This is a genomic window from Microbacterium sp. NPDC079176, assembly GCF_040686675.1.
Taxonomy (GTDB): Bacteria; Actinomycetota; Actinomycetes; order Actinomycetales; family Microbacteriaceae; genus Microbacterium.
On sequence record NZ_JBFBLM010000001.1, the window covers coordinates 320,196 to 343,785 of the forward strand.

A 23,590-nucleotide genomic window follows, 5' to 3' on the forward strand; every position below is an offset into this window, starting at 1 on the left:
TTGACATCCGCTCTCACCCGGGTCTAACGTACAACCAAATGGTTGCACAAAGAGAACTGAGCGAAGCGGAGGTCGACCGTGTGTTCCACGCATTGGCGACGTCGACCCGACGCGACATCCTGCGTCGGACGATCGAGCGGGAGCAGTCCGTCTCGACCCTCGCCTCCGAATACGAGATGTCGTTCGCCGCGGTGCAGAAGCACGTGGCCGTGCTCGAAGCGGCGAATCTCATCGTCAAGCGCGCCGAGGGACGCGAGCGGCTCGTCCGCGCGAACCCCGAGATGATCGCCCGCGCCAGGGCGCTCCTCGCCCGATACGAAGAGCTGTGGCGGTCGCGCATCGCCCGGCTCGACGAGCTGCTGGCCGAGACGCCGGCATCCCGCACCGATACGACCGACACCACCGATGTTCCACGAACCGAAGAAGGAGACTGACATGCCCGTCACGGATGTCACCACCGATGCCGACAACCTCACCATGACCGTCGTCGCCGATTTCGCGGCGCCGATCGAGCGGGTCTGGGCCGCATACAGCGACCCGCGCCAGCTCGAGCGCTTCTGGGGCCCTCCCGGATGGCCGGCCACCTTCACCGCCTGGGACCACACGGTCGGCGGACGTGCGCAGTATTCGATGAGCGGGCCGCGCGGCGAGAAGTCGTCGGGGTCGTGGGAGTTCCTCTCGATCGATGCCCCGCACAGCTTCGAGGTGCTCGACTCGTTCGTCGACGATGAGGGCAATCCTCTCGACGGCTTCCCCGCGCAGCGGATGTCGTTCGCGTTCGAGTCCACCGCCGACGGCACCCGCATGGTCACGACCAGTCACTTCGACTCGGTCGAGGCGATCGAGCAGGTCGTCGAGATGGGCCAGATCGAGGGTCTGAAGCTGGCGATGAGCCAGCTCGACGCCGTGCTGCAGGATCTGCGCGACTACGCGCAGGGCAAGGGCACGCAGGTCGAGCTGCTCGACGACACCCACGTGCGCATCACGCGTCTCGTCGAGGGACCGCGCGAACTGGTCTGGCGTGCGCACAACGACCCCGAGCTCATGAAGCAGTGGCTGCTCGGACCCGACGGGTGGGAGATGACCGAGTGCGTCGTCGCCACCGAGGTCGGTCAGACGTACCGCAACTCGTGGGCGCCCGTGGGCGACACCGACGGGCAGCCGTTCGGATTCGAGGGCGAGGCGCTGCTGATCGACGCACCGCGGCGGTCGGTGCAGACCGAGCGGATGATCGGGATGCCGGTCGAGACGCTGAACGACCTGAACCTCTACGAAGAGGACGGGGCGACGCTCATCACGCTCTACATCGAGTACCCCGACAAGGAGACGCGCGACATGATCCTCGCCACCGGCATGGCCGACGGCATGGAGACCTCGTACGCCCGCCTCGAGCGGGAGCTGCTCGCGGTCTGAGCTCCACGACTCCGGAAGGCCGGTCGCATCCCTCGGGGAACGGCCGGTCTTCCGCCGTTCCGGTGCAGAGCTTCGGAGTTATGGAGCGGCGGGAGCGGAGCCGGCCGCGTCGCGGCGCGGGCGGCGCGTCGACCAGATGGCCAGGGCGATCAGCACGGGCTGGAAGAACAGGCGCACGAATCGCTTCATGTCGGTGTCGAGGCCGAAGCCGTCGCGGTGATGCGTCCACTGCGCGATGTTGCCGGGGAAGACCGCGACGAAGAACAGTGCGGTGATCACGCCGACCAGTCCGCGATGCTTGCGCGCGACGAGCAGCGCGGTGCCGAGTCCGATCTCGACGACACCGGAGGCGAGCACGGTCACGTCCGGGTCGATGGGCACCCACTCCGGCACCTGCGCCTGGAACTCCTCGCGCGCGAACGTCAGATGCGAGACGCCCGCGAAGACGAGCGAGGAACCCAGGAAGACCCGGCCGATGGTGCGTGCGACATTCTTCGCCATGGTGCGAGTGTACGCGGGGGCCTCAGGGGTGAGGGCCGTCAGATCAGGCGGCGGAGCGCCTCTTCGAGCGTGACGCCCTGTGCCTCGGCGCGATCGCGCAGGCGGGCGTGCTCGTCGCTCGACAGCGCGAGTCGCACCTCGATCGGATCGTCGACGGGGGCATAGAGGCTGTCGAGCAGGTCGGATGGCTCGGCCCACAGGGGTTCGGCGAGAGACGTCGCGACGGCGGGGGATGCCGCAGCATCCTGCTCGCCGCGTGTCGCTGCGGCGGCGATCGGGGCGGATGCTGCGGCAGCGGCCCCGGCATCCGTCGCCATGGTGAACCCGGGCCCGCGGCGCGGCTCCTGCTGTGCCTGGTAGGCCTTCGCCGCGGCGTTCGCGCGCTCGTCGGCCGCCTCGTTCAGGGGGTGGCCGGCGTGGCCCTTGACCCACGAGAACTCGACGTCGCGCCCGCGGATCGCCTCGTCGATGCCCTCGAGCAGGTCGCGGTTGAGCACGGGCCCGCCGTCCGACTTGCGCCAGCCCTTGCGCTTCCATCCCGGCATCCACTTGGTCACCGAATCGATCACGTAGCGGCTGTCGCACTCGATCATCAGCTTCTCGGAGATGCCGGCCGTCGCCTGCAGCAGTTCGAGCACGGCCCGCAGCTCACCCTGGTTGTTCGTGCCGTGCGGGGAGCCGCCCGCGGCCCAGTTGGCGTCGTCGATGTACCAGGCCCAGCCGTTCGGGCCGGGGTTGCCCAGGGCGGAGCCGTCTGCGGCGGCGGTGATCGTCATTCCTCAACCGTAGCCGCGCGCGGCGACACTCCTTGCGCGGCTACGTGCGTTCGCCTCCGCCCGCCGCGGGACATAGTGTGGATCGATGCCTACCGACTTCTCCTGGGATTCCTGGGTCGGCACCGCCGCGTCGATCGCCATCCTCACGGTGATCTCTGCCGCCGCACTCGCGGTGCTGGCGCTCGCCGCCTCGCTGATCAGCCGTCGTGTGCCATGGGTGCGCGATCTCGCCAGACGCGTGCGCAACGCGATGATCGCGACGACCGCTGTGGTCGCGATCTGGATCGCGGGTGCGATCTCAGAGCCGGCGACACAGGAATGGTGGCCGGTGGTGTCCCGGCTGTTCCTGATCGCCACGATCCTCACCGGCTCGTGGTTGCTCGGCGCATCGATCTCATTCGGCTTCGAGCGATTGATGGCCAGAGAGGAGACGCTGCTCGTCGGTCCGGAAGCCCGCCGCCGTCGCACGCAGCTGCTCGTCATCCACCGGCTCGTTCTGGTCACGATCGCCGTGCTGTCTCTGGGCGCCGTGCTCTTCAGCTTCCCCGAGATGAGGGCCGTCGGCACGAGCCTGCTGGCCTCGGCCGGCATCGTCAGCATCATCGCCGGACTCGCTGCGCAGTCGATCCTCGGCAACCTCATCGCAGGGGTGCAGGTCGCTTTCACCGATGCGATCCGAGTCGGCGACGTGGTCGTCGTCGAAGGCGAATGGGGGCGGGTCGGCGAGATCAACCTGTCTTACGTGGTCGTCTACATCTGGGACGAGCGCCGCCTGGTCATTCCGTGCAGCTACTTCACGACGACACCGATCGAGACCTGGACGCGACGTTCCGACAAGATCCTCGGCACGGTCTACCTCGATCTCGACTGGCGAGTGCCGATGGATGAGCTGCGGCAGGAGTTCCAGCGCATCGTCGAGGCGTCACCCGCCTGGGACGGCCGTTCCTACGACTCCGCGGTGACGGAGGCACAGGGCGGTTACGTCACGGTGCGCCTGGTGATGTCGGCCAAGGACTCGGGCGATCAGTGGACACTGCGCTGCGAGGTACGGGAGAAGATGATCGGCTGGCTGCAGCGTGAGCATCCCGAGGCACTTCCCCGGACGCGAGTCGACCTGGGTGCCCCGCAGCTCGCGGACTGAGAAGGCGGGTCAGCCTTCGGGCTCGCGGTCTTCGGGCTCGCGGTCTTCGGGCTCGCGATCTTCGATCGAGAACGCCGCGGGAGCGGGCGGGGCGACGGGGAAGGCGACGGAGCTGATCGATGCGCCGGCACCGAGGCCGAGTCCGATGGCCAGCGGGTCGACCGCCGGCGCGGCGTCGAGCACCTCGGTCTCCGACCGCTCGAGCGGCTCGGAGGGCAGAGTCCACTGATTCTCTTCGTCATCGGCGCGCTGCTGGAAAAGTCCCATGGGTCCCATTCTCGACCCGCCTCGCGAAGGGGCGGTCGGATTCACACCGGATTGATCGGGTCAGGCCTCAGCCGGCTGGCGGCGGCGGAAAGTGAAGTACCCCTCGACAGCGCCGTGATTGACGACGCCGGTGCCGGTGCTGAGCATGCGCGCCGAGGTGGTCGCCCCGGACTCGACGAACGTGTACCCCGTGTGATCGAGCCGCCAGCCCACGCGTTCGACCTCGCTCAGGAAATAGCCGATGCTGTCATCGCTCATGAATCCGTTCTGCGCAGATCCCCAGGTCGAGGCCTCGCCGGTGAGTCGGCTGACCTCGACGTTGAGGTGCAGCAGCGCGTCACCGCGGTCGTAGGCGTCTCGGGCCAGCTGCAGCAGTCGGGCGGCCTCTTCGGTCGTCACGGGGTTGTGCCTCTCGTCGTCTGTGGATCGTTCGGTCAGGCCGCGGCCTCGCGCACCGCATCGACGAGTTCTCGCCACGGCCCGTCGAGTGCGGAGTCGGGGAGCTCGCGTTCGCGTTCCTCCGACGGTGTGCGCACGCGGATCAGCCACACGAAGCGGTCTGCGCCAGAATCGGCATCGCTGTCGGCATCCCACGGGCAGCTGTCGATCATCGCGATCCAGTGGTGCGTCTCGGTCGGGTCTGGTTCCACCCGCCACTTGCGACGGATGCCGGCGATGCCGCCCGTCCGCACCACCGCGATGACGACCGGCGCGTCACTCGACTCTGGGGACTCGCTCATCCTCATAGACTCCCACGGTCGCCCACGCACGTCGAGCGGCTGCGGCAGTCGCGTCGTCGATGGCGGATGCCGCGGCGAGGGTCGCGTCGGCGAACTCCGTGAAACTCGCAGTGCTCGACAGGCCGCCGGTGAGCGCGCGGTACCAGACCGTTCCGGCGGTCTCCCAGGCGTTGCCGCCGAGGTCGATCGCGAAGAGGGCGAAGGCCCGGTTGGGGATGCCCGAGTTGATGTGCACGCCGCCGTTGTCTTCTGTCGTGCGCACGAATCCGCTCATGTGATCGGGCTGCGGGTCTTTGCCGAGCTCGTCGTCGTCGTAGGCCGTGCCCGGGGCGATCATCGACCGCAGTGCACTGCCCTGCACGGCATCCGTGAAGATCTCCGCCCCGATGAGCCAGGTGGCATCTGCGGCGGTCTGCCCGAGGAGGTACTGCTCGGTGAGCGCGCCGAAGACATCGGCGATCGACTCGTTCAGCGCGCCGGGCTGACCCTGGTACTCGAGGTTCGCGGTGTACTGCACCACACCGTGCGCGAGTTCGTGGCCGATCACGGTGGTCGATGAGGTGAAGCCGACGAACACCTCGCCGTCGCCATCGCCGAACACCATGCGCTCGCCGTCCCAGAAGGCGTTGTCGTAGTCGATGCCGTAGTGCACGGTGGCGTCGAGAGGGGCGCCGGCGTCGTTGAGCGAGTTGCGCCCGAAGGCGGAGAGCAGCATCTCGAACGTCGCCCCGAGTCCGTCGAACGCCTCGTTGACCGACGTGTCGGCCACCGGCTCGTCGTCTTCGGCGCGGACGATCGCCCCGGGGAGGTTCTGGGTGTTGCCGGCGTCGCTGATCGTGCGGTTCGGCGCGTCCGACAGCTCGGCGACCAGGTCTCCGTTCTCGTCGATCGACAGATCGATGCGCGCACGGAACGGCGGTCTGCCCGCCGTCAGCGTCTGCCGTGCGGCGGCGGCCGCACGGGGGTAGCGGCCCGACTCGGCCAGGCGCGCGAGCAGGTAGGACGGGACGACTCCGGGGATCTCGGTGTGGCTGCTCATGTTCAGACCCTACGCCGGGGGTCCGACGTTCGGGCGAGGGCAGGCGGGGCCGTGCGGAGTCGCCCCACGTGCGCCTCGGTCGGCCGGATGCGCCTGCATCGGCCGGATTCCGGGCCTCTGGCCGAGGGAAGCATGTGCCGCCGAGCCGGCGCACACGAACGGTGTCGGAACGACACGACATGACGGGAAATGGCCCCGACTTGATACTGAGAATCGTTATCAATAAAGTGGGCTCCTGTGACCTCCTCTCCCCGCGCCGGCCGCACTCTCCTGTTCGTGTCATTGCTCGCGGCCACCCTGACGGTGACCTCGTGCGCAGCATCCGATGCCCCGGCTCCTGCATCGAGCGCGAGCATTCCGCCGAACGACGGGGTCGACGGCGGGGGAGCGGCCGAGGTCGCATCGCCGGCTCTCGCGCTCGTCGTCGCCGACGCGGACGGCGAGCTGACCCTGCTCGACCTCGAGACCGAAGAACGCTCGACGCTCGCAGAGGGGGACGCGGATGCGGATGCCGTGCTCGGCGTCGGCCGCTTCGCCCACGTGATCCATGTCGAGGGAGACCGCACGGTCGTCGACGTGATCGACTCCGGCCGCTGGACGGTGCCGCACGGCGACCATTCGCACTCCTTCCTCGGAGAACCCGGGCTGCTCGGCACGGTCGAGGGAAGCGGCGAGGCAGACATCCGAGTCGGTGACAGTGCGACCGCCATCCGCTTCGGCAGCGACGTCACCCTCATCGACCACGAGAAGCTCGCCGATCTCGACGACGCGCCTCACCTCACACTCCCCGTCGACCCGGCCGGACCCGTCATCCCGTTCTCCGGGCACCTCCTCGCCGCCACCGACGAGACGATCGAGATCCTCGACGCGGAAGGCACCGCGACCGGCATCACCGTGCCCTGCACGAACGCGACCGACGTCGACCTCACCCGTGTCGGCGCCGTCTTCGCGTGCGACGCCGGTGCCGTGCTCGTGACCCGCGAAGTCGGCGGTGCGCTCGTCGCCGAGTCGATCCCCTACCCCGCGGGCGCCGTCGCGGCACCGGTTCTCGCCGGACGCGCGGACCGACCGGATCTCGCAGGCGTCGCCGGCGACAGAGGTGCCTGGCTGCTCGACTCCCGGGCCCGCGAATGGATGCTGTTCGCCACGGACACCCCGCTGCTGCGCGCCGCGGCCATCGGCGACGACGACAGCCGCACCGTCGTGATCGCGGCGGACGGCACCGTGCGGGTGCTGGCCGCCGACGGCTCGGAACTCGTGCGCACGAGCGCCCTGCTCGCCGCATCCGTCGCGGACCCTGCCCTGCGCGACCTCGTGCACCTCGTCATCGACGCCGATCACGCGTACGTCTCCGACCCGGCCACAGGCGCGGTGCACGAGATCGACCACGGCGACGGCACCGTCACCCGCACTTTCGACGGCCTCGATCCGCAGTACCTCCAGCTCGTCGGCTGACACCGGACTCATCGACGGCATCCGTCGTCACGCGCACCCGCGCACCCCCCAGAAGAAGGAGACACCCATGCATCGACCCGCCCGCAGCCGCCTCGCGGCCGGCGCGATCGCCACGCTCGCCGTGGTCGCACTCGCCGGATGCGCGACCGCCGCGCCCTCGGCATCCGGAAAGCCCGAGTCGTCGTCGGACCACGAAGGCGACACCAGAGTCGCCATCGCCTATGACGGCGGCATCACCGTGCTCGACGGCGAGACCCTCGAGACCGTCGACTCCGCCGAGCTGAACGGCTTCCTGCGCGTCAACCCGGCCGGCGACCATGACGGACACGTCTTCGTCACCGCGGCCGACGGATTCCACGTGCTCGACACCGGCCTCGCCTCGGACACGGTGGAGTTCACCGGCGAGATCTTCGACGCCGTCACCCCGGGCCACGCCACCCCGCATGCCGGGCGCACCGCTCTGTTCGACGACGGCACCGGAGACGTGACGCTCTTCGACACGGATGCCGTCGGCACCGGCACGCTGCCGGACTCGCGGACGGTCGCATCGGAGGCCGCTCATCACGGAGTCGCGATCGAGCTGTCCGACGGCACGCTGCTGTCGACCATCGGCACGTCGGAGTCGCGCAGCGGCGCCCGCCTGCTCGCGGAGGACGGCGGCGAGCTCGCACGCAACGAGCAGTGCCCCGGGGTGCACGGCGAAGGCGCGCTCAAGGGCGAGACCATCGTGTTCGGCTGCGAAGACGGCGTGCTGGTGTTCGCCGACGGAGCGTTCACCAAGCTCGAGGCGCCTGACGACTTCGGTCGCTCGGGCAACGCGTACGTGACCGAGACGAGTGCGATCGCCGCCCTGGACTACAAGTCCGACCCCGACCAGGAGGGCTACCTGCTGTCGCAGCTCGCGCTCGTCGACACCGACGCGCAGAGCCTGTCGGTGGTCGACCTCCCGGAGGGCGTCGAGTACACGTGGCGCGGAGTCGGCCGCGACGGGCACGACAACATCATCGTGCTCGCATCCGACGGCACCCTGAACGTGCTCGACGAGACCGGCGCGGTGGTCGACTCGTGGGATGTCATCGAGCCGTGGGAGAGCCCCGACGAATGGCAGCAGCCGCACCCGGGACTCCGCGTGGTCGGCGACGTCGCCTACGTGACCGAGCCGGCAGAGAACCGCATCGTCGCCGTCGATCTGCACACCGGCGAGGTCGCGGCCGAGGCGACGCTCGACGTCGTGCCCGGCGAGTTCGTCGTGGTCGGCGCCGCCGGCCACTGACCGGCGCGAGGTACCGCTCCACAACTCCGGAGATCCACGTGGCTCTCGTTCCCCGTTGTGCGCCGTTCCGGGGAGCGCGAACCCGGTGGTGCGCGCGTCTCCGGAGTTGTGGAGGTCGAGCCCCGGCGCCCCGCCCGCGCTCCCAGGAAGACACCCCGAGAAGTCGCGTAAAATCGGCACAATGACCGATGCACCCGACGCCGCCTCCGACCTGGGTGCCGGTATCGACCCCGAGGATCTCGCCACCACCCTGCGAGTCCTGTCGGAGCTGCACCAGATCGACAACGAGCACCCCGACTTCGTGGCCGTGCGTCATGCGACGGCGGCGATGTTCAAGGCGGTCAAGCGCGTGCGTCGCAAGGAGATCCGCGACGCGATCGCCGACGCCGACAAGGCGGTCGTCGCCCGCACGGCGACCGGCGCTCCCGACCGCATCGACGACGAGACCCGCGGGCACGACCTCGCGACCAGCGTCGTCGACGCCCCGATCGCCGGCGAGCTGCTCAAGCCGCGCAACTGCTACATCTGCAAGCAGCCCTACACGGTGGTCGATGCGTTCTATCACCAGCTCTGCCCGGACTGCGCCCGCTTCAGTCACGGCAAGCGAAACGCCCGCACCGATCTGACCGGCAAGCGCGCGCTTCTCACCGGCGGCCGCGCGAAGATCGGCATGCACATCGCCCTGCGACTGCTGCGCGACGGCGCGCACACGACGATCACCACACGATTCCCCCGCGATGCGGTTCGTCGGTTCTCGGCGCTGCCGGACTCGGCCGACTGGCTGCACCGCCTGCGCGTGGTCGGCATCGACCTCCGCGACCCCGCTCAGGTCATCGGGCTCGCCGACTCGGTCGCGGCTCAGGGGCCGCTCGACATCCTGATCAACAACGCCGCGCAGACCGTGCGCCGCTCACCGGGGTCATACTCTCTCCTGGCGGATGCCGAGCTGCAGCCGCTTCCCGACGGACCGCTGCCCGAGATGGAGACGTTCGGACACACCGCCGATCCGCATCCGCAGGCGCTGCAGGCTTCGGTCGATGCGCATCCGCTGCTGTCCGTCGCGGCGCTCGGCGGCACCGTCGCCGAGCAGGGCGGCCAGGCGCTGACGGCCGAAGACCTCGCACGCCTCGCGATGGCCCCCGGATCGTCGTCGCTCGAGAAGCACGCCGACGGCACCGCCATCGACGCCGGCGGACTCGTGCCCGACGTCAACCGCACGAACAGCTGGGTGCAGTCCATCGATCAGGTCGATCCGCTCGAGATGCTCGAGGTGCAGCTGGCCAACACGACGGCGCCGTTCCTGTTGATCAGTCGCCTGCGCGCCTCGATGGCGGCCTCGTCGGCGAACCGCAAGTACGTGGTCAACGTCTCGGCGATGGAGGGGCAGTTCTCGCGCCGGTACAAGGGCCCCGGTCACCCGCACACGAACATGGCCAAGGCGGCGCTGAACATGCTGACGCGCACGAGCGCCGGCGAGATGCTCGAGACCGACGGCATCCTCATGACCGCCGTCGACACCGGTTGGATCACCGACGAGCGCCCCCACTTCACCAAGGTGCGCCTGGCCGAGGAGGGCTTCCACGCCCCACTCGACCTCGTCGACGGAGCGGCCCGCGTGTACGACCCGATCGTGCGCGGCGAGGCCGGCGAAGACATTCACGGCGTGTTCCTGAAGGACTACGAGCCCAGCCCCTGGTGAGTCGGCGGCCTCTGAGCTGCGGGCTGCCGTGACTGCACCGCCGGACCTGTGCCGTCTGCAGGGTGAGATCCCGTCTGCAGGAGGGGACGGGGAATCTGGTCCTGCGTCCGTGCTTCGGTCCTGCGAACGGTGTGCTGGTCGCCACCCTGGGCCGCGCGCGACGGTCAGTGCGCGCGGATCTCGAGGTTCTCGGACGCCCAGGTGCCGAGCTGATCGAGGATGGGCAGCAGCCCACGTCCGCTGTCGGTCAGTGAGTACGAGACCGTGACAGGCGGACCGGCGTCGACCGCGCGGGCCACGAGCCCGGCCTCGGCGAGCTCTGCCAGCCGGTCGGAGAGCACGGTGTCGCTGATGCCTGACACCCCGCGGCGCAGCGCGACGAACGTCGACGGACCGCCGCCGAGCGACGAGACGATCATGCCGTTCCAGCGTTTGCCGAGCACACTGAAGGCCAGTGTGACGGCGGCGTCGCAGACGTGACGCTCTTCGTCGATCTCGGCCATGCGCCCATCATACCTGTGCTACGTTAACGCCAGTCGCTAAGAAAAACAGAGTGACTACGAAAAACGAAAGGCACTTCTCATGTCCCTGTTCCGCCTGGATGCCAGCATCCTGCCCGCGTCGTCCGCCAGCCGTTCGCTCGCCGACCTCGTCGAAGCCGAGTGGACCGCCTCGCACCCGGACTCCACGGTCACCCGCCGCGACCTCGCCGCCGACCCCGTGCCCGCGACGGCATGGGCGGATGCCGTGACCGGCGGATTCGTCGACGACGCCGAGCGCACCGACGCTCAGCGCGCAGCGCGCGCCCTCGCCACCACGTTCGCCGACGAGCTGATCGGCGCCGACGCGCTGCTCTTCGCCGTGCCGCTCTACAACTACGGCGTCTCGCAGCACTTCAAGACCTGGTTCGACCTGGCCTACACCGACGCCCGCATCGACCCGCAGGGCACCGCATTGCGCGGCAAGCCGGCGACCCTCGTCACCGTGCTCGGCGGCAACTACGCCCCCGGAACGCCCAAGGAGGGCTGGGACCACTCCACCGGATGGCTGCGCCGCGTGCTCGAGGACGTCTGGGGCCTCGACCTGCGCATCGTCGAGCGTCCGTTCACCTTGGTCGGCGTGAACCCCGCTCTCGACGCCTTCGCAGACACGGCCCGCGAGCTCAAGGAGAACGCCGAGGAGTCGGCGCGCACGTACGGACGCGAGCTCGCCGCACTGCGGGGCGACCAGGTCGCCTGACCCGGCATCCTGAGCGGTCCCGCCCCTCCAGGCATCCCGTCTGGTCCCGCCCCTCCAGGCATCCCGTCTGCAGGATCAGGGCACGGATGCGGGGTCAGAACACGGTTTCTGGTCCTGCATCCGTGCCTCGGTCCTGCAGACGGCACAGGAACCGGACCTCCGGGCAGGACCCGGCCCTCCAGACGACCGACCGCCGCCTCAGGCGAGGGGCCGGGGGAACGGATGCCGCAGCCACACCGTCACGTTCAGACCCCCGCCGTGCCGGGCGGTGAGCACGAGGGATCCGTCATGCGCCTGGGCGATGCGCTGCACGATGGCGAGGCCCAGGCCGACACCGCCGTGATCCTCGCCGCGCGTGCGGTCGGCACCTCTCTGGAACGGTTCCGCGAGCGTGGCGACGAGATGGGCGGGCAGCACGTCGCCCGTGTTCTCGACCACCAACGCCACCGCCTGCGGCAGAACATGCGTCCGCACGATGACCGTGCCGCCTGCGGGCAGGTTGTGAACGATCGCGTTGTGCACCAGGTTCGTGATCAGCTGCTGGAGCAGGGCGGGGGATCCGAGCACGTTCGCGGTGTCACCGCCGACGTCGATGGACACACCACGTCGCTCGGCCGACGGCAGGAGCGTCTCGGTCGACTCCTCGGCGAGCAGTGACAGGTCGACCGGCTCGCGGGTGAACGCGCGGCGCTCGGCACGGCTCAGCATCAGCAGGGCCTCGGTCAGCTCGATCGCGCGCGCATTGACCTCGTGCAGTCGGTCGATCAGCGCGTCGACGTCGCGGTCGGGGTCGTTGCGGGCGACCTCCAGCATCGCCTGCGAGATCGCGAGCGGGGTACGCAGCTCGTGCGAGGCGTTGGCGGCGAACCGCTGCTGCTCGCCCATGTGCGCCTCGAGCTGCTCGAGCATCGAGTCGAAGACATCGGCCAGATCACGGAATTCGTCGCGCGGTCCCTCGAGGGCGACCCGGTGCGACAGCGACCCCTGCGCGGCGAGCTGCGCGGCCCGTCCGATGCGGTCGAGGGGGGCCAGCATCCGTCCGGCGATGATCCATCCGCCGCCGATTCCGATCGCGAGCAGCACGAGCATCATCACGATCGCAGCCGGAATGAATGCGCGGATCAGGTCCGAGCGGTTCGGCACGAAGCGGTCGGCGATGATCGCGGCATCCGGTACATACCGCAGCAGGTATACGGCGACGGCCGCGAGCAGACCGATGCCTGACACGACCACGACGCCCGCATAGCTCAGCGTGAGCTTCCAGCGGGCGCTCATGCCTCGGCGCCTCACGGGCCGAACGGGATCAGCCATCGGCATCCGTTCCGATGCGGTAGCCGACGCCGGGGACGGTGAGGATCAGCCACGGCTCGCCCAGTCGCTTGCGCAGCGACGAGACCGTGATGCGCACGGCGTTCGTGAACGGGTCGGCGTTCTCATCCCACGCGCGCTCGAGCAGCTGCTCGGCGCTCACGACTCCGCCGCCCGCATCGACGAGCACCTCGAGCACCGCGAACTGCTTGCGCGTCAGGGCCACGTACTTGCCGTCGCGGAAGACCTCGCGGCGGAACGGGTCGAGACGCAGCCCTGCGACTTCGAGCACGGGCGGCCTGGCGCGGTGGCGACGACGGTCGAGCGCCCGCAGGCGCAGCACGAGCTCGCGCAGCTCGAAGGGCTTGGTGAGATAGTCGTCGGCGCCGATCTCGAAACCCGACTCCTTGTCGTCGAGGCGATCGGCCGCGGTGAGCATGAGGATCGGGATGCCGCTGCCCGAGGCCACGATCGACCTCGCCACATCGTCTCCCGACGGACCGGGGATGTCGCGGTCGAGTACCGCGAGATCGTAGGAGTTGATGCTGAGCAGCTCGAGGGCCGTGTCGCCGTCGCCGGCGATGTCCGCCGCGATCGCCTCGAGCCTCAGGCCGTCTCGCACAGCCTCCGCGAGATAGGGCTCGTCCTCGACGATCAGCACACGCACGACACAGCTCCCATGTGCTCAGAGCTTACGCACCCGGACATATCGGGAGCATATGAGAAATCGCATACGTCGTCGCAACACGCCTCCTTCTTGACTGAGGACATGAACACTCGCTCCACCTCCTCACGGCGACGCCTCACCGCGATCATCGGTGCCGCCCTGCTCGCCGTCGCTCTCACGGTCTCGGTCGTGCTGATCGGTCAGCAGTCTCTGGCGTCGGCATCCGTCGCGCCGACCGTCGCGCCGTCGTCCCTCAGCGAGGCGGACGGGATGATCCGCGAGGAGGGCGCCGTCTCGGTGTTCGACGACACGCCCGCCGTGACGAATCTCGACTCTGACCTGCTCGCCGCCGTGCGCGCTGCCGCATCCGCTGCCGAGCACGACGGCGTGCGGATGCATGTGAACAGCGGCTGGCGGTCGGCCGACTACCAGCAGGTGCTGCGTCAGGATGCGGTCGTCGAGTACGGCTCCGAAGAGGAGGCCGCGCGCTGGGTCGCCACCCCCGAGAACTCCGAGCACGTATCGGGAGACGCGGTCGACCTCGGCCCTCTCGCCGCTCAGGACTGGCTGGCACGCCACGGCGCGGACTTCGGCCTCTGCCAGATCTACGCGAATGAGCGCTGGCACTTCGAGCTGCGGCCGGCGGCCCCGGCGAACGGGTGCCCGCTGATGTACGACGACCCGACCACCGATCCCAGGACGCAGCGATGACCACGGCGCTCACCACTCCACGCCTCACCCTCTCGCGCGTTCACCCGCCGACATTGCACACGATCCCTGACGCGATCGGAGCGAACGTCGAGCGGATCCGATCGGCCACGGATGCCCGCATCATGGCGGTCGTCAAGGCCGACGGCTACGGCCTCGGCGCCGTGACCGTCGCTCTCGCGGCGATCGCGACCGGGGCCGAGTGGCTCGGGATCACGGATGCCGAGGATGCTGCCCCGCTGCGTGCGGCGGGTGTCGAGGTGCCGATCCTCGCCTGGCTCAACCCCGCCGGGGTCGACGTCGCGCAGGTCGTCGCGGATCGCGTCGATCTGGCTGTCGGCTCGGTCGAGGAGCTGCGGCAGCTGATCGCGGATGCGTCGGCGCTGCCGAACGGGTGCGTTCGCGTGCATCTGCACATGGACACGGGCATGTCGCGGGGCGGCGTACCGCTCGAGGACTGGGCCGAGCTGCTGCGGGTGGCTCGCACGGGCCGCGACTCGGGTCGTGCACGCATCGACGTCGTCGGGGTGATGGGGCACCTGCCAGACGCCGACGCCGCCGACCCGGCGAAGAACGCGCCCGCTGTGCTCCGGATGCGACAGGCGAGGGATGCCGTGCTGCGTGCCGGATTCGGTCCTCTGCTCGTGCATCTCGCGGCGACGTCCGGGACGCTGACGGATGCCGCCACGCACTTCGACATGGTCAGGGTCGGCGCCGGGCTGGTCGGCATCGATCCGTCGGAGACGGTGCCGCTGCAGGGGGCGGCGCGGTTGACGGCATCGGTCGTGCACAGCAGTGTCGTGCCGGCGGGCACCGCGATCGGCTACGGCGGCGCATATGTGACGACGCGCACCTCGCATCTGAGCGTGATCGGGGTCGGGTATGCCGACGGCATCCCGCGGGAGCTCGGTGCGGGCGCAGGGGTGGCGGTCGACGGCATCCGGTGCCCGATCGTCGGTCGCGTGTCGATGGATCAGATCGTGATCGACACGGGTGACCTCTCGATGCCGAGGGGCACCACGGCGGTGGTCTTCGGACCCGAGGGGGGCGCGGTGCCGAGGATGCAGGAGTGGGCGCGGTGGGCGGGGAGCATCCCGCACACCGTCGTGACGGGCATCGGCTCCCGCGTCGAGAGAGCCATCGCATGAGAGTGCTGGTGATCGGGGGAGGGCAGAACGCCGAGCACGAGGTGTCGCTCGCCTCTGCGGCAGCGGTCGCAGAGGCCCTGCGGCTCGGGGGATACGACGTGAGCACGGTGACGATCTCGCGGCAGGGCGTGTGGGAGGTGGCGGGCGTCTCGGAGGGTGCCACCGCCGCCGGATCCCTCGCTCTCGCGATGCCGCTCCTCGCCGACTGCGACGTCGTATTCCCCGCCGTGCATGGACCCCTGGGGGAGGACGGAGCACTCGCGGCACTGTGCGGTCTCGCAGGGGCGCGCGTGGTCGGATCGGGTCCGCGGGCCGGCGCCATCGGCATGGACAAGTGGGCCACCAAGCTCGTCGCCGAAGCGGCAGGGCTGCGCACGGCACGGGGACGCGTCGTCGATGCGGCGGACTGCGGCGATGCCGAGTTCGAGGGGCCCGTGGTGGTGAAGCCGGTGTCGGCCGGTTCGAGCTACGGCGTCTCGCTCGTGCGGGGAGAGCATGAACTGGGGCCGGCGCTCCGCGAGGCGGCGCGGTTCGACCGCCGCATCCTCATCGAAGAGGTCGTGCAGGGGAGGGAGATCGATGTCGCCGTCCTGCGCGAAGCCGGTGGCGTGCGCTGGGCGGCGCCGCCGCTCGAGATCCACGCCGCCGGCCTCTTCGACACCGCCACGAAGTACGACGGCAGCGCGCGATTCACCGTGCCCGCGCAGCTGTCGACGGCCGAGTCGACCTCGCTCACGCGTGCGGCGCTGACCATGTTCGACGCCCTCGGATGCGCCGGGGTCGCCAGGATGGACTTCTTCCTCACCGCCGAGGGCCCGGTGCTGAACGAGGTCAACACGATGCCGGGGCTCACCGCGGCCTCGCAGGCGCCGCGCATGTTCGCGGCGGCCGATGTGTCGTACGTCGACCTCGTGTCGCGCCTCGTGCGAGCCGCTGAGGTGCCAGGCGGTGACGGTGCGCGCCGGAGGGCCGGCCTCGAGCGGGTCGCCTAGAGGCGGTCGACGCCCGTCACGGTGACCACGGCCGCGCCCTCTTCGTCGGAGGCGGCGAGGTCGACGGTGGCCGAGATGCCCCAGTCGTGGTCGCCCGCCGGGTCGTCGAGGATCTGACGGACGGTCCACTCCGTCGCACCCTCGGTCAGGAGCAGCAGCTGAGAGCTGCGGGCGTTCGCGCCCGTGAGGATCTCGTCGTGATCGGCGAAGTATCCGTCGAGCGCATCCGACCAGGCGTCGGCACCGAAGGTCGGGTCGAGTTCGGCGAGGGCGGCGACGTCCTCGCGGGCGGCCAGCTGCACCCGACGGAACAGCTCGTTGCGCACGAGAGTGCGGAAGGCGCGGACGTTCGATGTCAGTCTCTTCGGCGCCGGCGGAACGATCGGCTCGTCGTCCGGGCCGTGGAGCACGCCGTTGACCAGCTCCTCCCACTCGTCGAGCAGGCTCGAATCCACCTGGCGCACCAGCTCGCCCAACCACTCGATCAGGTCGCGGAGATCCTCGTCCTTCGCCTCTTCGGGGATGGTCTGCGAGGCCGCCCGATAGGCGTCGGAGAGGTAGCGCAGCACGACGCCCTCCGACCGTGCGATCTTGTAGTACGCGACATATTCCCCGAACGACATGGCTCGCTCGTACATGTCGCGGACGACGGATTTCGGATGCAGCTCGAAGTCGCGGATCCACGGCTGCGCGGCGCTGAACGTCTCGAACGCGGCGGTCAGCAGCTCGTCGAGAGGCTTCGGATATGTGATCTCCTCGAGCAGCTCCATGCGCTCGTCGTACTCGATGCCCTCGCGCTTCATGACGGCGACGGCCTCGCCCCGTGCCAGGAACTCCTGCTGTCCGAGGATCGCCCGCGGATCATCGAGCGTCGACTCGACGATCGAGATCATGTCGAGGGCATACGACCCGGTTCCGGTGCCGGCAGCGGGGTCGCGGTCGAGCAGTTCGAAGGCGGCGAGAGCGAACGGAGACAGCGGCTGGTTCAGGGCGAAGTTCGGCTGCAGATCGACGGTCAGGCGGATCTCGCCGTCGGCCGTCTGCTCGACGACGCCCGATTCGAGCAGCGTGCGGTAGATGCCGATGGCGCGCAGAGCGAGCTCACGCTGACGCTTGCGAGGTTCGTGGTTGTCGTAGACGAGTGCACGCATGTTGCCGAAGACGTCGCCGCCGCGCCCGATCACGTTGAGCATCATGGCGCTCGTGATCTGCATGTGCGAGGTGAGGGTCTCGGGCTCGGCGTCGATCAGCTTGCGGAACGACGGCTCGCCCCACGAGACGAAGCCATCGGGAGCCTTCTTGCGCACGATCTTGCGCTTCTTCTTCGGGTCGTCGCCGGCCTTCTTGATCGCGGCGACGTTCTCGCTCTCGTGCTCCGGAGCCTGGGCGACGACGGTGCCGGCCGTGTCGAAGCCCGCGCGGCCCGCCCGCCCGGCGATCTGGTGGAACTCGCGGGCGCTGAGCTGCCGCATCCGGGTGCCGTCGAACTTGGTCAGAGCGGTCAGCAGCACCGTGCGGATCGGCACGTTGATGCCGACGCCGAGCGTGTCGGTGCCGCAGATCACGCGCAGCAGACCTCGCTGGGCGAGCTGCTCGACCAGACGTCGATACTTCGGGAGCATCCCGGCATGGTGCACGCCGATGCCCGCGCGGAGGAAGCGGGAGAGGGTCTTGCCGAAGGCGGTCGTGAAGCGGAAACCGCCGATCAGGGCCGCGATCTCGTCGCGCTGCTCGCGCGTGGCGACCTTCGTGCTCGACAAGGCCTGGGCCCGCTCCATCGCAGCGGCCTGCGAGAAGTGCACGACGTAGATCGGCGCCTGGCCCGTGCCCAGCAGGTCGTCGATCGTCTCGTGGATCGGCGTCGTCTCATAGAAGTAGTGCAGCGGAACCGGGCGCTCGACGCCGGTGACGGATGCCGTGTCACGGCCGGTCCTGCGGGTGAGGTCGCTCGACAGCTGCGACACGTCGCCCAGGGTGGCCGACATGAGGATGAACTGCGCCTGCGGCAGCTCGAGCAGCGGTACCTGCCAGGCCCATCCGCGGTCGGGGTCGGCATAGAAATGGAACTCGTCCATGACGACCTGATGCACCGCGGCATCCGTGCCCTGGCGCAGTGCGAGGTTCGCGAGGATCTCGGCCGTGCAGCAGATGATCGGGGCATCCGGGTTGACCGAGGAGTCGCCCGTGATCATGCCGACGTTCGAGGCGCCGAAGACGTCGACGAGGGAGAAGAACTTCTCGCTCACGAGCGCCTTGATCGGGGCGGTGTAGAACGAGCGGCGCCCCTCGACGAGCGCGGCGAAATGCGCGCCGACCGCGACGAGCGACTTGCCGGTGCCGGTGGGCGTCGACAGGATCAGGTTGTTGCCGGAGACGATCTCGATGACCGCCTCGTCCTGGGCGGGGTAGAGGCTGATGCCGGTCGACTCGGCCCATTCGACGAACGCCGTGTAGACGGCATCCGCATCGGATCCGTCGGTCAGCGTCGTGTGGTCGAGGATCGCAGGCATGGTCTGTCGATCATCCCACCTCCGGCGGGGCACCTCCTGCGAAGGGGAACACATGCTGTGCAGGAGCGGATGCTGGATGCGGTCCTTCGCAGCGTGAGATCTCCTTCGTTGCAAGGGAGCGAGCGAGCGAGTGAGCCTGCAAGCGAGCGCGCCGGCCGGCCCGCAACGACTCAGACGGACGTCGCGGCGCGCAGCGCGATGCGGATCATGTCGCCGAAGGTCTGCTCGCGCTCCTGAGCGGTGGTCTGCTCGCCGGTGACGATGTGATCCGACACCGTGCAGATGGCCAGAGCGCGACGCCCGTGGTACGCGGCGAGGGTGTACAGCCCCGCGGCCTCCATCTCCACTCCGAGGGCGCCGTGCTGCACGAACGGCTCGGTCAGCTCGGGCCGGCTGCTGTAGAACTGGTCGCTCGAGAACAGCAGACCGACGTGGACGGCCGAGTCCAGGGGCTCGGCCTCGCTCGCCTCGACCGCCGCGCGCAGCAGTCCGAAGTCCGCGACAGGTGCGTAGTCGAGTCCGTGGAAGCGCACCCTGTTGATGCCCGAATCGGTGCAGGCGCCGTTCGCGATGATGATGTCCCGCACCTGCAGCTTCTCGGTCAGCGCCCCGCACGAGCCGACGCGAACGATCGTCTGCACGTCGTACTCCTCGAACAGCTCGGTCGCATAGATGGCCATCGACGGCTGACCCATGCCCGAACCCTGCACCGAGACGCGGTGGCCCTCCCAGGTGCCGGTGAAGCCCAGCATCCCGCGGGTCTCGGAGTACAGCTCGGCGTCGTCGAGGAAGGTCTCGGCGATCCACTTCGCCCGCAGCGGATCGCCGGGGAACAGGACGACGGGGGCGATCTGACCGGGCTGTGCGGCGATGTGCGTGCTCATGGCTTCAGCGTAACCAGCGGTCGCTGCGTGGCGCGCCCGGACCACAGCGTCCGCCTTGAGATCATCGGTACCGAGCGGTGATCGGCACCGCGGAAAAGGGACGACGATGTCCGATCAGATCTTCTTGTACGGGGCGCTCGGGCTGTACTTCGCCGGCATGCTGCTCATCGGATACTTCGCCTACAAGCGCACCTCCGACCACGAGGACTACATGCTCGGCGGACGCAACCTGCCGTCGTGGGTCGCCGCGATCAGCGCCGGTGCGGCCGACATGTCGGGCTGGCTCGTGATGGGTCTTCCCGGCGCGATCTACGCCGCTGGACTGATCGAGGCCTGGATCGCGATCGGGCTGACGATCGGCGCCTACCTCAACTGGCTGCTGGTGGCCCCACGGCTTCGCGCCTACACCGAGGTGTCTCGCAACTCGATCACGATCCCGAGCTTCTTCGAGAACCGGCTCCGCGACACCAGCCGGTCGCTGCGCATCGTCTCGGGGCTCATCATCCTGGTGTTCTTCACGCTATACATCTCGTCGGGCATGGTCGCCGCCGGCGTCTTCTTCGAGAGCTCGTTCAACGGCGACTACCTGTTCGGGATGCTGCTGGTCGGCGGCATCACGCTGCTGTACACGCTCTTCGGCGGATTCCTCGGGGCCTCCCTCACCGACGTCGTGCAGGGGCTGATGATGGTGATCGCGCTGATCGTCGTGCCGGTCGCCGCCGTCATCGCGATCGGCGGACTCGAGGAGACGTCGACGCTCATCACCGAGAACGCCGGAGAGGGATTCCTGTCGCTGCTCGGCGGAGGGGCCGTCACCGGCGGCACCTTCCTCGCCATCGCCTCGGCCCTGGCGTGGGGCCTCGGGTACTTCGGGCAGCCGCACATCATCGTGCGCTTCATGGCGCTGCGCTCGCCGCAGGAGGCGAAGAGCGCGCGTCGCATCGGCATCTCCTGGATGGTCGTCTCGATGTTCGGCGCGATCATCTCGGGCCTCGTCGGCATCGCCTACATGGCGCAGCAGGGCATCACCCTCGACAACCCCGAGACCGTGGTGCTGCTGATGTCGCAGACGCTGCTGCATCCGTTCGTCGCCGGACTCGTGCTGGCGGCCGTGCTCGCGGCGATCATGAGCACCGTGTCGAGCCAGCTGGTCGTGTGCTCGTCTGCGCTGGTCGAGGACCTCTACAAGGTGGTGCGCAAGACCCCGCCGTCCGACAAGCGGCTGGTGCTGCTGGGCCGCCTGGCGGTGCTCGTCGTCGCGATCATCGCGATCATCCTCGCGATCACGCCGAACGACTCGATCCTCGGGCTCGTGTCGTTCGCCTGGGCAGGATTCGGTGCCGCGTTCGGCCCGATCATCCTGCTCAGCCTGTTCTGGCGCAAGCTCACGAACTGGGGTGCTCTCGCGGGCATGTTCGTCGGAGCGGTCACGGTGTTCGTCTGGAAGGCCCTCGACACCGACCTGTACGAGCTGCTCCCCGCGTTCGTGTTCGCGTTCGTCGCGGCCGTCGTGGTGAGCCTCGTCACCTACACGCGCAACGACGACATCGAGAAGGAGTTCACCGACGCCGAAGCGATGCTGACGGCACCGCGGGCCGCAGTCGGCAGCGCTCGCTGACGGACGCAGGGCTGAGTCGCGGGACGCAGGGCTGAGTCGCCGGATGCGGGGATCAGCCCTCGCGTCGGGTCTCAGCCCTCGCGCCGCCGCACGATCTCGCCGATCCAGATCGGCGCGAACGGCGAGGTGCAGCCGGGCGCGGTGGGGTAGTCGGCGAGCACCTGCAGGCGCTCACCGATCTCGAGCGCCCTGGACCGCAGCGCCGGGTGGAAGATGCCGATGTTGGCGAGCGTCTCGTTCATCGCCCACTGCAACCGCGAGGGCGCGTTCTGCAGATCGCGCTCGATCAGATCGAGCAGGTGATCGAGGTCGAGGCCCTCGGCATCCTTCGCGACGCGCACCGTCGTGAGCGACCATGCGGCCGCGGCGACGGTCGGGTCGGAGTCGTCGAACCAGCGCAGCCGCAGCTCTTCCGCGAGGGGGGTCTTCTTCGCGACGTAGTTCACGAACCAGTCGTTGACCTTGGGGGCCTGAGTCTGTCGCAGCATCGCGTCGAGCTCGTAGGCGGTGAACGCGCGCGGCGTGCAGATCAGCAGCGCCAGCAGCCGGGCGGCGGTGTCGCCTGTCGCCCACAGCTCTTTCGCCAGGGGCTGGTCTGTCTTGATGCGCTTCGCGAGGGTGCGCATGCGGCTGAGATTGATGCCGTGGTCGTCGCCGCGCTTCTCGTTCGCGGCGCGCATCTTCGGATCCTCGAGGGCGGCGAGCTCGGCCAGAGCCTCGGGAACGGTCATGTCGGACATGTCACCAGGGTAGGCCCGGAGCGCTTGTCAAGGCCCGGGCTTTCTGCGGGCATGCGGCCCTAACCTCGCAGGAGATCGAACTCCGACGAAGGGAAAATGCCATGACTCGCGACAGCGACGACATCAGCACCGACCGCAACGACATCAGCACGGAGCCGTCGCCCGGCCCCGAGGAGAACGACAACCTCGGCGCCGAGGACAACAAGGGAGAGCCGCCGACGGTCGTCCCCTCCGGCTCGGGCGACGAGAGCGACGACGACGACGGCGACGTGCTCGCCGACGACCCCGAGCAGGACTGACCGGCGCCGCCGCGTCGCCCTGTCATTCCTCGTCGACGAGCTCCGCCCGGATGCGCCTGAGGTCCTCCATCAGCGACCCGATGAGGATCCAGTGCGTCGACGAGGGCGGCCGGATGACGAGAGGGGCGGTCAGTGCCGGGATCGCCGAGGTCAGTGTCTCGGGCTCCGGGGACACGTCGGCGATCTGCACAGCCAGTCGCACATCGTGCCCTGCGCGCCGCAGCTGCTCCGCGATGGCTGTGACGGCCGGCTCCTCCCCGATGGAGTCGTCGTAGTGGTCGAAGTAGGCGCGCGTCATCCCGATGGTCTGCGTCACGATGGGCGTCAGCCGTTCGAGCAGTGCGCGCATCTCGACGAGCTCTTCACGGTGCGTCGACCGGCGCGGGTTCAGAGTGAGGGATTCCTCACCCGCAGCGATGGATGCCTCTGCCGCGTCCTTCATCGGGCGCAGCAGTCTGGCTTCGAGCATGAGCTGATGCAGCGTGGCGGGAGTCTGGGGTTCGGGCAGCGCATCGGCGAGTCGGTCGAGGCTCGAGGCGAGCTCGCTGCCCAGCAGCCCGAGATCGCGTCGGGCCGGGGCGACCAGCACGGGCGGCACGATCAGGGCGTTCACGACGATGCCGATGACCACGCCGATCAGGGTCTCGAAGATGCGCGCGATCGCATAGTCGGGAGTCGAGCCCAGCGCGAGCACGAGCATCGCCGAGATGGCCACCTGGTTGCCGGTTCCGGGCGTCGCCCGGAAGGCCCACGCGACGAGCATGGCCACCACGATGGCGAGCAGCACGATCCAGCTCGGTGACCCCAGGAGAAGGCCCAGGGCCACCGCGATCACCACGCCGACGATCACGCCGATGCTGCGTTCGAGCGCCTTCGACAGCGACTGGTTGACGCTGGGCTGCACGACGAGCAGAGCGGCGATCGCGGCGAAGACGGGGAGCTGTCCCGGAACCACCCATCCCGCGAGCATCCATGCGGCGATCGTCGCCGCGGCGGACTTCACCACCTGCAGCAGGGGTGAGCGCTTCGAGGCGCGGATCGCGGCGTGGATGCGCATGCCTGCAACGCTACTCGGCTAGCGAGTGCCGTCAGGGGAGATGTCAACCCCGTCGCCAAGAGTCGTCGAACGCCGCTGAATGGGATGACACGACCGACGAACAGTGAGGAGCATCA

The 23,590-nt window shown here is 69.1% G+C and carries 25 protein-coding genes; 12 read left to right on the plus strand and 13 right to left on the minus strand.

Annotated features, from left to right (window positions below; genetic code table 11):
* The first annotated feature begins 38 nt into the window (after positions 1–38).
* Both AB0P11_RS01585 and AB0P11_RS01590 read left to right on the plus strand, forming a co-directional pair.
* Entirely contained in the window at positions 39–434 is a 396-nt protein-coding gene (locus AB0P11_RS01585) for a helix-turn-helix domain-containing protein (protein ID WP_053098499.1), read from the plus strand.
* A 1-nt stretch (position 435) separates the two neighbouring features.
* On the plus strand, positions 436–1,413 hold the full coding sequence (locus AB0P11_RS01590) for an SRPBCC family protein (protein ID WP_363519199.1): 978 nt from the start codon (positions 436–438) through the stop codon (positions 1,411–1,413).
* A 78-nt stretch (positions 1,414–1,491) separates the two neighbouring features.
* Here the strand turns inward: AB0P11_RS01590 and AB0P11_RS01595 are convergent, their stop codons facing one another.
* Both AB0P11_RS01595 and AB0P11_RS01600 read right to left on the minus strand, forming a co-directional pair.
* Complete coding sequence (locus tag AB0P11_RS01595; RefSeq protein WP_053098501.1) at positions 1,492–1,914, minus strand: DoxX family membrane protein; 423 nt, start codon at positions 1,912–1,914, stop codon at positions 1,492–1,494.
* A 38-nt stretch (positions 1,915–1,952) separates the two neighbouring features.
* Positions 1,953–2,690 (minus strand): ribonuclease H, encoded by a 738-nt coding sequence (locus tag AB0P11_RS01600; protein ID WP_053098502.1) that lies wholly within the window; start codon positions 2,688–2,690, stop codon positions 1,953–1,955.
* A gap of 85 nt (positions 2,691–2,775) precedes the next feature.
* Here AB0P11_RS01600 and AB0P11_RS01605 point away from each other — a divergent pair, with 85 nt between their 5' ends.
* Entirely contained in the window at positions 2,776–3,831 is a 1,056-nt protein-coding gene (locus AB0P11_RS01605; protein WP_056276280.1) for a mechanosensitive ion channel family protein, read from the plus strand.
* A gap of 9 nt (positions 3,832–3,840) precedes the next feature.
* Here AB0P11_RS01605 and AB0P11_RS01610 read toward each other — a convergent pair whose 3' ends face one another.
* Genes AB0P11_RS01610 through AB0P11_RS01625 form a run of 4 tightly spaced genes read right to left on the minus strand, consistent with a single transcriptional unit; the run spans position 3,841 to position 5,877 of the window.
* Positions 3,841–4,098 carry a hypothetical protein gene (locus AB0P11_RS01610; protein ID WP_285363741.1) on the minus strand — a complete coding sequence of 86 codons (258 nt, stop codon included), beginning with the start codon at positions 4,096–4,098 and terminating at the stop codon, positions 3,841–3,843.
* A 60-nt stretch (positions 4,099–4,158) separates the two neighbouring features.
* Positions 4,159–4,497, minus strand: a complete 339-nt coding sequence (locus AB0P11_RS01615; RefSeq protein ID WP_056276285.1) for a hypothetical protein — start codon at positions 4,495–4,497, stop codon at positions 4,159–4,161.
* A 35-nt stretch (positions 4,498–4,532) separates the two neighbouring features.
* On the minus strand, positions 4,533–4,838 hold the full coding sequence (locus AB0P11_RS01620; protein WP_053098506.1) for a protealysin inhibitor emfourin: 306 nt from the start codon (positions 4,836–4,838) through the stop codon (positions 4,533–4,535).
* Positions 4,813–5,877 carry a M4 family metallopeptidase gene (locus AB0P11_RS01625; protein ID WP_187248988.1) on the minus strand — a complete coding sequence of 355 codons (1,065 nt, stop codon included), beginning with the start codon at positions 5,875–5,877 and terminating at the stop codon, positions 4,813–4,815. The genes AB0P11_RS01620 and AB0P11_RS01625 overlap by 26 nt, the downstream gene beginning before the upstream one ends.
* Before the next feature lie 237 nt (positions 5,878–6,114).
* On the opposite strand from AB0P11_RS01625, the gene AB0P11_RS01630 reads away from it, so the two are divergent.
* From AB0P11_RS01630 to AB0P11_RS01640, 3 genes are all read left to right on the plus strand, one after another.
* Entirely contained in the window at positions 6,115–7,332 is a 1,218-nt protein-coding gene (locus AB0P11_RS01630; protein WP_363519207.1) for a hypothetical protein, read from the plus strand.
* 67 nt (positions 7,333–7,399) lie between these two features.
* On the plus strand, positions 7,400–8,605 hold the full coding sequence (locus tag AB0P11_RS01635) for a hypothetical protein (RefSeq protein WP_363519210.1): 1,206 nt from the start codon (positions 7,400–7,402) through the stop codon (positions 8,603–8,605).
* 181 nt (positions 8,606–8,786) lie between these two features.
* Positions 8,787–10,304 carry an SDR family NAD(P)-dependent oxidoreductase gene (locus AB0P11_RS01640; RefSeq protein ID WP_053098510.1) on the plus strand — a complete coding sequence of 506 codons (1,518 nt, stop codon included), beginning with the start codon at positions 8,787–8,789 and terminating at the stop codon, positions 10,302–10,304.
* 164 nt (positions 10,305–10,468) lie between these two features.
* Here the strand turns inward: AB0P11_RS01640 and AB0P11_RS01645 are convergent, their stop codons facing one another.
* The gene (locus AB0P11_RS01645; protein ID WP_053098511.1) at positions 10,469–10,807 is read right to left on the minus strand and encodes a helix-turn-helix domain-containing protein; all 339 of its coding nucleotides are present in this window, start codon (positions 10,805–10,807) and stop codon (positions 10,469–10,471) included.
* Positions 10,808–10,886: 79 nt separating this feature from the next.
* On the opposite strand from AB0P11_RS01645, the gene AB0P11_RS01650 reads away from it, so the two are divergent.
* Positions 10,887–11,543 (plus strand): NAD(P)H-dependent oxidoreductase, encoded by a 657-nt coding sequence (locus AB0P11_RS01650; RefSeq protein ID WP_056276298.1) that lies wholly within the window; start codon positions 10,887–10,889, stop codon positions 11,541–11,543.
* 198 nt (positions 11,544–11,741) lie between these two features.
* Here the strand turns inward: AB0P11_RS01650 and AB0P11_RS01655 are convergent, their stop codons facing one another.
* Together AB0P11_RS01655 and AB0P11_RS01660 are read right to left on the minus strand one after the other, a co-directional pair.
* Entirely contained in the window at positions 11,742–12,818 is a 1,077-nt protein-coding gene (locus tag AB0P11_RS01655) for a HAMP domain-containing sensor histidine kinase (RefSeq protein ID WP_363519215.1), read from the minus strand.
* A gap of 28 nt (positions 12,819–12,846) precedes the next feature.
* Positions 12,847–13,518 (minus strand): response regulator transcription factor, encoded by a 672-nt coding sequence (locus AB0P11_RS01660; RefSeq protein WP_053098514.1) that lies wholly within the window; start codon positions 13,516–13,518, stop codon positions 12,847–12,849.
* Between the two features lie 102 nt (positions 13,519–13,620).
* Between AB0P11_RS01660 and AB0P11_RS01665 the strand changes: the two genes are divergently transcribed.
* Genes AB0P11_RS01665 through AB0P11_RS01675 form a run of 3 tightly spaced genes read left to right on the plus strand, consistent with a single transcriptional unit; the run spans position 13,621 to position 16,366 of the window.
* Positions 13,621–14,229 (plus strand): M15 family metallopeptidase, encoded by a 609-nt coding sequence (locus AB0P11_RS01665; protein ID WP_363519218.1) that lies wholly within the window; start codon positions 13,621–13,623, stop codon positions 14,227–14,229.
* On the plus strand, positions 14,226–15,374 hold the full coding sequence (gene alr, locus AB0P11_RS01670; RefSeq protein ID WP_363519221.1) for an alanine racemase: 1,149 nt from the start codon (positions 14,226–14,228) through the stop codon (positions 15,372–15,374). The genes AB0P11_RS01665 and alr overlap by 4 nt, the downstream gene beginning before the upstream one ends.
* A complete protein-coding gene (locus tag AB0P11_RS01675; RefSeq protein WP_363519224.1) occupies positions 15,371–16,366 on the plus strand; it encodes a D-alanine--D-alanine ligase in 996 nt (331 codons plus the stop codon). The genes alr and AB0P11_RS01675 overlap by 4 nt, the downstream gene beginning before the upstream one ends.
* Here the strand turns inward: AB0P11_RS01675 and AB0P11_RS01680 are convergent.
* Positions 16,363–18,876, minus strand: a complete 2,514-nt coding sequence (locus AB0P11_RS01680) for a DEAD/DEAH box helicase (RefSeq protein WP_056276305.1) — start codon at positions 18,874–18,876, stop codon at positions 16,363–16,365. The two genes, AB0P11_RS01675 and AB0P11_RS01680, sit on opposite strands and share 4 nt — an antisense overlap.
* Before the next feature lie 170 nt (positions 18,877–19,046).
* Positions 19,047–19,760: a purine-nucleoside phosphorylase gene (deoD, locus tag AB0P11_RS01685; protein ID WP_363519227.1), complete on the minus strand. Its 714-nt coding sequence runs from the start codon at positions 19,758–19,760 to the stop codon at positions 19,047–19,049.
* Positions 19,761–19,866: 106 nt separating this feature from the next.
* On the opposite strand from deoD, the gene putP reads away from it, so the two are divergent.
* Complete coding sequence (gene putP / locus AB0P11_RS01690; RefSeq protein WP_187248979.1) at positions 19,867–21,378, plus strand: sodium/proline symporter PutP; 1,512 nt, start codon at positions 19,867–19,869, stop codon at positions 21,376–21,378.
* 71 nt (positions 21,379–21,449) lie between these two features.
* On the opposite strand, the gene AB0P11_RS01695 is transcribed toward putP, so the two are convergent.
* Complete coding sequence (locus tag AB0P11_RS01695; protein WP_363519230.1) at positions 21,450–22,118, minus strand: DNA alkylation repair protein; 669 nt, start codon at positions 22,116–22,118, stop codon at positions 21,450–21,452.
* Between the two features lie 101 nt (positions 22,119–22,219).
* On the opposite strand from AB0P11_RS01695, the gene AB0P11_RS01700 reads away from it, so the two are divergent.
* Positions 22,220–22,417: a hypothetical protein gene (locus AB0P11_RS01700; RefSeq protein WP_053098521.1), complete on the plus strand. Its 198-nt coding sequence runs from the start codon at positions 22,220–22,222 to the stop codon at positions 22,415–22,417.
* A gap of 22 nt (positions 22,418–22,439) precedes the next feature.
* Here AB0P11_RS01700 and AB0P11_RS01705 read toward each other — a convergent pair whose 3' ends face one another.
* Complete coding sequence (locus AB0P11_RS01705; protein WP_053098522.1) at positions 22,440–23,474, minus strand: FUSC family protein; 1,035 nt, start codon at positions 23,472–23,474, stop codon at positions 22,440–22,442.
* Positions 23,475–23,590: the final 116 nt, after the last annotated feature.

Coding starts and splice junctions, on each gene's coding strand:
- AB0P11_RS01620 (WP_053098506.1), bottom strand. CDS start 4,838: ATGAGCGAGTCCCCAGAGTCGAGTGACGCGCCGGTCGTCATCGCGGTG.
- AB0P11_RS01625 (WP_187248988.1), bottom strand. CDS start 5,877: ATGAGCAGCCACACCGAGATCCCCGGAGTCGTCCCGTCCTACCTGCTC.
- AB0P11_RS01680 (WP_056276305.1), bottom strand. CDS start 18,876: ATGCCTGCGATCCTCGACCACACGACGCTGACCGACGGATCCGATGCG.
- AB0P11_RS01650 (WP_056276298.1), top strand. CDS start 10,887: ATGTCCCTGTTCCGCCTGGATGCCAGCATCCTGCCCGCGTCGTCCGCC.
- AB0P11_RS01675 (WP_363519224.1), top strand. CDS start 15,371: ATGAGAGTGCTGGTGATCGGGGGAGGGCAGAACGCCGAGCACGAGGTG.
- AB0P11_RS01640 (WP_053098510.1), top strand. CDS start 8,787: ATGACCGATGCACCCGACGCCGCCTCCGACCTGGGTGCCGGTATCGAC.
- AB0P11_RS01665 (WP_363519218.1), top strand. CDS start 13,621: ATGAACACTCGCTCCACCTCCTCACGGCGACGCCTCACCGCGATCATC.
- AB0P11_RS01595 (WP_053098501.1), bottom strand. CDS start 1,914: ATGGCGAAGAATGTCGCACGCACCATCGGCCGGGTCTTCCTGGGTTCC.
- alr (WP_363519221.1), top strand. CDS start 14,226: ATGACCACGGCGCTCACCACTCCACGCCTCACCCTCTCGCGCGTTCAC.
- AB0P11_RS01645 (WP_053098511.1), bottom strand. CDS start 10,807: ATGGCCGAGATCGACGAAGAGCGTCACGTCTGCGACGCCGCCGTCACA.
- AB0P11_RS01605 (WP_056276280.1), top strand. CDS start 2,776: ATGCCTACCGACTTCTCCTGGGATTCCTGGGTCGGCACCGCCGCGTCG.
- AB0P11_RS01655 (WP_363519215.1), bottom strand. CDS start 12,818: ATGAGCGCCCGCTGGAAGCTCACGCTGAGCTATGCGGGCGTCGTGGTC.
- AB0P11_RS01610 (WP_285363741.1), bottom strand. CDS start 4,098: ATGGGACTTTTCCAGCAGCGCGCCGATGACGAAGAGAATCAGTGGACT.
- putP (WP_187248979.1), top strand. CDS start 19,867: ATGTCCGATCAGATCTTCTTGTACGGGGCGCTCGGGCTGTACTTCGCC.
- AB0P11_RS01695 (WP_363519230.1), bottom strand. CDS start 22,118: ATGTCCGACATGACCGTTCCCGAGGCTCTGGCCGAGCTCGCCGCCCTC.
- deoD (WP_363519227.1), bottom strand. CDS start 19,760: ATGAGCACGCACATCGCCGCACAGCCCGGTCAGATCGCCCCCGTCGTC.
- AB0P11_RS01700 (WP_053098521.1), top strand. CDS start 22,220: ATGACTCGCGACAGCGACGACATCAGCACCGACCGCAACGACATCAGC.
- AB0P11_RS01585 (WP_053098499.1), top strand. CDS start 39: ATGGTTGCACAAAGAGAACTGAGCGAAGCGGAGGTCGACCGTGTGTTC.
- AB0P11_RS01705 (WP_053098522.1), bottom strand. CDS start 23,474: ATGCGCATCCACGCCGCGATCCGCGCCTCGAAGCGCTCACCCCTGCTG.
- AB0P11_RS01590 (WP_363519199.1), top strand. CDS start 436: ATGCCCGTCACGGATGTCACCACCGATGCCGACAACCTCACCATGACC.
- AB0P11_RS01600 (WP_053098502.1), bottom strand. CDS start 2,690: ATGACGATCACCGCCGCCGCAGACGGCTCCGCCCTGGGCAACCCCGGC.
- AB0P11_RS01635 (WP_363519210.1), top strand. CDS start 7,400: ATGCATCGACCCGCCCGCAGCCGCCTCGCGGCCGGCGCGATCGCCACG.